General features: G+C 37.9%; 6 protein-coding genes. All 6 read left to right on the top strand.

The window, feature by feature from the left end; translation table 11 throughout:
• Positions 1-243 precede the first annotated feature (243 nt).
• Positions 244-1,209, top strand: a complete 966-nt coding sequence (locus ACF1X7_RS09880; protein ID WP_411162739.1) for an LCP family protein — start codon at positions 244-246, stop codon at positions 1,207-1,209.
• An 87-nt stretch (positions 1,210-1,296) separates the two neighbouring features.
• Positions 1,297-2,043 carry a YveK family protein gene (locus ACF1X7_RS09875; RefSeq protein ID WP_411162738.1) on the top strand — a complete coding sequence of 249 codons (747 nt, stop codon included), beginning with the start codon at positions 1,297-1,299 and terminating at the stop codon, positions 2,041-2,043.
• A gap of 6 nt (positions 2,044-2,049) precedes the next feature.
• A complete protein-coding gene (locus ACF1X7_RS09870) occupies positions 2,050-2,793 on the top strand; it encodes a CpsD/CapB family tyrosine-protein kinase (protein WP_411162737.1) in 744 nt (247 codons plus the stop codon).
• Positions 2,794-2,818: 25 nt separating this feature from the next.
• Positions 2,819-3,757: a GDP-mannose 4,6-dehydratase gene (locus ACF1X7_RS09865; protein ID WP_411162736.1), complete on the top strand. Its 939-nt coding sequence runs from the start codon at positions 2,819-2,821 to the stop codon at positions 3,755-3,757.
• Between the two features lie 20 nt (positions 3,758-3,777).
• Positions 3,778-4,428: a sugar transferase gene (locus tag ACF1X7_RS09860; RefSeq protein WP_411162740.1), complete on the top strand. Its 651-nt coding sequence runs from the start codon at positions 3,778-3,780 to the stop codon at positions 4,426-4,428.
• A gap of 116 nt (positions 4,429-4,544) precedes the next feature.
• The coding region (locus tag ACF1X7_RS09855) for a helix-turn-helix domain-containing protein (protein WP_143451646.1) at positions 4,545-4,688 on the top strand (144 nt) is incomplete at its 3' end.

The raw sequence follows: 4,688 nt of genomic DNA, 5'->3' as shown, positions 1-4,688 counted from the left end.
TAGTGCGCCACGTTGAAAACGTGATAAAGTAGATGTACCCAAAGTAATCACTCCCTATATTGGTTGGAATTAGCTACTACCATTGTAAGTGATTGCTTTGGGCTTTTTAATTTCTGTTCGGATTAATTATAGAATTTGCCTTTTTAATAAAAGTTATACTATAATAGAAAATATTGTAGTATAAATAGTATGTAATGTGATTGATTATTTTTTTGTTTAGTTTTCGAGGAGGATACGAAACGGATGACTGCAGAAGAACAGAAGCGACACCATCACCATAAGCACCGGCGCAGAGGGTGGACATTAACAAAAGTGATTTTAGTTGTTCTTGGGGTATTGATTCTTGCCGGGGGCGCATTCGCAGCTAAGGTCTATATGGATGTTAATCAAACCGCCAAGACAGTGTATAAATCCAAAGGTAAGACACAAAATAAGCGCAAAGTTTCAGAAAAAGTCGAACTAAATAAGAAGACGCCTTTCTCGATCCTCTTACTCGGTACAGATACAGGGGAACTAGGCCGAACCGAAAAAGGCCGGACTGATACAATGATGCTCGCAACGGTCAATCCAACGACTAAGGAAACCAACATGTTGAGTATCGCCCGGGATTCACGGGTACCAATCGTTGGCTATGATCAAATGGCTAAGATTAATGCCGCGTATGCCTATGGTGGTATTCCAATGGCAGTTAACACTGTCCAAGCATTCTTAAACGTACCGGTTGATTACTATGTATTGGTTAACATGAAGGGCTTGGAACAATTAGTAGATGCGGTCGATGGGGTGACTGTTGAGAATGATTTAGACTTCACACAAGATGGACATCACTTTAGCGTAGGGCCCGTATCCTTGAATGGTGAAGAAGCATTGGCATTTTCACGAATGCGCCATGAAGACTCCAGAGGTGATTTTGGTCGTCAGTTGCGCCAACAATCTATCGTACAAGCAGTTTTGAAGAAGGCTTTTTCATTGAATATGGTGACGAATTATAATAATTTTTTACAAGTCTTAGAAAATAATATGCAAACCAATATTACCTTGAAAGATGCAATTAATATCCAGAAAAATTATGGGGATGCAATGAACTTTAAGACGCATCAATTGAAGGGAACTGGTCAAATGATTGACGGACAATCTTTCCAAGTGATGAGTTCATCTGAAGTGGTGAATATGTCGAGACTTTTAAGAACCCAATTAGATTTAAAATAACACGGGAGGAAGCTAACCAGCGATGGTTAACTTCTTTTCGCGTGTTGCAAAGTAGTTATAAGCATTAATTAACTTTTGGAGGGTATCATGGAACAAACAATCAACATTGAGCAAATTTTCGGTATTTTACGTAAGTATCGCCGGTTAATTTTATCGTCGACAGTGGTGTGTACATTATTAGCTGTTATCGTGACATTTTTTTTGATTACACCACACTATAGCGCATCGACAGAATTATTAGTTAACCGCAAACAAAGCACTGATGCTGGCGCACAATGGAACCAAGTGCAAACAGATGTGCAGATGATTAATACGTATAAGGATTTAATCACTAAACCGGTCATTATGGATTCAGTCGCTAAGAAAATTAACAAGGGTAGTAATCAGAAATTAGACACTACAACCATCGCAAGCATGATTGGTGTTTCAAACAATCAGAACTCACAAGTCTTCTCAATCACTGCCAAAGCAGACAATGCGTATACCGCTGCTGATATTGCCAATACAACAGCACAAACCTTCCAGAAAAAAGCACCTAAGATTATGAGTGGAACGGACAATGTTTCGATTATATCTGAAGCTAAACCAGATTTAACACCTGTCTCACCTAATAAAAAATTGAATATCTTAGTGGGAGTTGTACTAGGTGTTCTTCTCGGAGTTGGGATTGCTTTCTTACGTGAATTGACGGATAAGACAGTCAAAGATGAGAGCTTCTTAACGGATGATTTAGGCTTAACAAGCTTAGGTATTGTGAACAATATTGCTGAAAAAGACTTAATTAAAAAAGCGATTATGAGTGTTAATGCTAGCCGCTTATCGAGAAGAGGGTAAGAAGAAATGGGATTATTTAGAAAAGAAAAGAAATTAGATCAAGCAAGTATGAAAGAAGGAGTCGGGTTAATTACTTTAACCGATCCGACTTCAGTCATCGCGGAACAATTCCGGACAATCCGAACGAACATTCAATTCTCGTCAATTGATCAAAAACTACGCAGTGTCGTGTTCACATCTTCTGGCCCTTCACAAGGTAAATCAACGGTGAGTGCCAACGTTGCTGTGACCTGGGCTGACCAAGGAGTTGATGTGCTATTAGTCGATGCTGATATGCGTCGTCCAACAGTGCATCAAACCTTCCAAGTACCGAATAAAAAAGGGCTAACATCACTATTAACGGAAGAAACTTTCGATTTAAATAGTGCGATTCAAAAAACACCGGTGGATCATCTATTCGTTTTACCGTGCGGGGTGGTACCACCAAACCCGTCTGAATTGTTAAATACAAAGAAAATGGATAAATTAATTTTAGAATTGACAAAGCACTTTGATTTAGTGATTTTCGATGCGCCACCCGTTATTTCGGTGACGGATGCACAAATCCTTGCTAGCAAAGTTGATGGGACAATTTTGGTGGTACCACAAGGGATTGTTGAAAAGGGTTCGGTTGCCAAGGCAAAAGAGTTGTTAGAAGTCGTTAATGCCCGAATTTTAGGAACAATTATGAATCGCGTGAAGGCCGAGAATACGGGCGGCTATTATGGCGGTTATTATGGCGGGTACTATGGAACGGAAGAAACTAAGTAGTATTTAAATTTGGAGGATATAAATAATGAGTAAAGTTTTAATTACAGGTGGCGCAGGTTTTATTGGGTCAACTCTGGCGGATAAATTAGTTGAAGATGGTAACCAAGTAGTCATAGTTGATGATCTTTCAATGGGTTCTGTTGAAAATTTGCCACAATCGTTAAATTTAACATTCTATGAAGAGTCAATTACAAATCATTTCTTTATGTCTAAGTTATTGATCATTAACAATTTTGATTATATTTACCTATTAGCAGCTGTTGCTAGTGTGGCGGATTCAATTGAAAGGCCGATTGAGACTCATGCGGTTAATCAAAACGCAAATTTAAATATTCTTGAAACAATTCGCAAAGAAAAATTAACTCCTAAAAAGATTATTTTTAGTTCTTCAGCAGCTGTTTATGGGAACGGACCTGAGTTACCAAAGAAAGAATCTTCTGCGATTGATCCGATGTCACCATATGCAATTGATAAATTTGCAACTGAACGTTTTATGGTTGATTACGGTAAATTATATGGATTACCAACAGTATGTACGCGTTTCTTTAACGTTTATGGACCAAAGCAAAATCCGAAATCACCTTATTCAGGCGTGTTATCAATTGTTTCAGATTGTTTAGTAAGAGATGATATTTTTACTTTATTTGGTGATGGGAGTCAAACTCGGGACTATGTTTATATTGACGATGTTGTTGATGCGTTGTTGATACTAGCAACAACGCCAGAGGCTAAGAATGATGTTTACAATGTTGCGACAGGTGAAACAATTAGTTTAGTTGATGTGATTAAAGCGTATGAAAGTGCATCAGGGCGGAAAGTAAAAGTCGTAAAAAAAGAAGCTCGATTGGGTGATGTACAGGACTCATTAGCAGATATTACGAAGTTAAGAGGCTTAGGTTACGAACCTAAAGTTAACGTTACTGCTGGCTTAGCAAAATATTGGGATGCGTTACAGAAAAAGTAGGGGGGATACTTTTGGAAACAATGATAAAGAAAGACCAAGATAAAGTTTATGAAGAATCCTATATTGAAAAATTGGATGGGATGTTAGAACATCCGTACATACCAATCAAGCATATTTTGGATGTCGTATTTGCGAGTATCATTTTAATTATTACGTCACCGATTATTTTATTATTTATGTTACTCATCCGTTTAGAAACACCAGGTAATGTTTTTTATTCGCAAGAACGGGTAGGTTTAATGGGGAAAAAATTTAAAGTGATCAAATTAAGATCAATGTATGCTGGGGTTGAAAAGAAAAGTGGCGCAATGTGGGCACAAAAGAATGATCCACGGGTTACCAAAATCGGGCACTTCATGCGCAAAACAAGAATCGATGAATTACCACAATTATGGAGTGTCATTAAAGGCGATATGAGTTTGATTGGTCCTCGTCCAGAACGCCCTAATTTTACGGAACAGTTTTCTAAGGAATACCCTGGATTTGAACAACGGTTACGTGTTAAACCGGGGTTGAGTGGCTATGCTCAAGTTCACGGTGGTTATGATATTACACCAGGTGATAAAGCAGAACTAGATAATTATTATATTGAACATTTTGGTGTTAAAGAAGATATTAAAATTTTTTTTGAAACCATTAGAGTTGTGTTAAACGGGGATGGAGCGAGATGATGAAGAATTTTTCTGTTTTAATGTCTTTTTATGGTAGATTGTAAAATTAATCCGAACGCTGTTCGGACAAAAAAGATCAGCTTCCTTTAAAATGGTGTTTACCACAAACCCATCTTTTGTCTAGTATAACCTATTCCGAACGAATTAAAATCGAAACCTTTTGTGAACTAGGGCTGTCCAATATCCAAATGGGCGTTCGGCTGAACCGATTACCGTCAACAATTTCTTATGAATTATCTCGATGTCAACCTTATCAGGCT

Source organism: Latilactobacillus sp. VITA-14, from assembly GCF_046580785.1.
GTDB classification, from domain to species: Bacteria; Bacillota; Bacilli; order Lactobacillales; family Lactobacillaceae; genus Latilactobacillus; species Latilactobacillus curvatus.
The sequence above is the reverse complement of the archived record's forward strand: the minus strand, read 5'-3'. Positions and strand labels throughout refer to the sequence as shown.